Below are 289 nucleotides of genomic sequence, written 5' to 3'. Positions count from 1 at the left end.
CCAGAGCACCGCGCAGAATACGGGCACGGCGGGATTCACGACGCTGCACGGGTGCCTCGTCTTCCTCTTCGTACTCATCTTCATATTCATCTTCATCGACCCACGTATCATCACGACGGGTGCGATTGCTGGCAAACGTCAGCAGAGTCAGAATAAAGCTGCCGATTTTTTCGGCAATGCTCACCCAGGACCAGCCGGTAAACAGCGTCAGGCCCGCTGCCCAGATACAAAGCAGCGCCAGCGTGCCGCCGCTGCTGTGAAGCATCGGTTGCAGCGCGGAGCTCAACAG

The 289-nt window shown here is 58.5% G+C and carries 1 protein-coding gene; it reads right to left on the bottom strand.

Annotated elements, in window-relative coordinates; all coding sequences use genetic code 11:
• A partial coding sequence (locus RTW80_RS28765; RefSeq protein WP_312721507.1) for a DNA translocase FtsK 4TM domain-containing protein occupies window positions 1-289 on the bottom strand: 289 nt, incomplete at both ends.

Origin of the sequence: Escherichia sp. AM3, assembly GCF_032029835.1 — a bacterium.
GTDB classification, from domain to species: domain Bacteria; phylum Pseudomonadota; class Gammaproteobacteria; order Enterobacterales; family Enterobacteriaceae; genus Escherichia; species Escherichia coli.
This window is presented reverse-complemented; position numbering and strand designations above follow the sequence as displayed.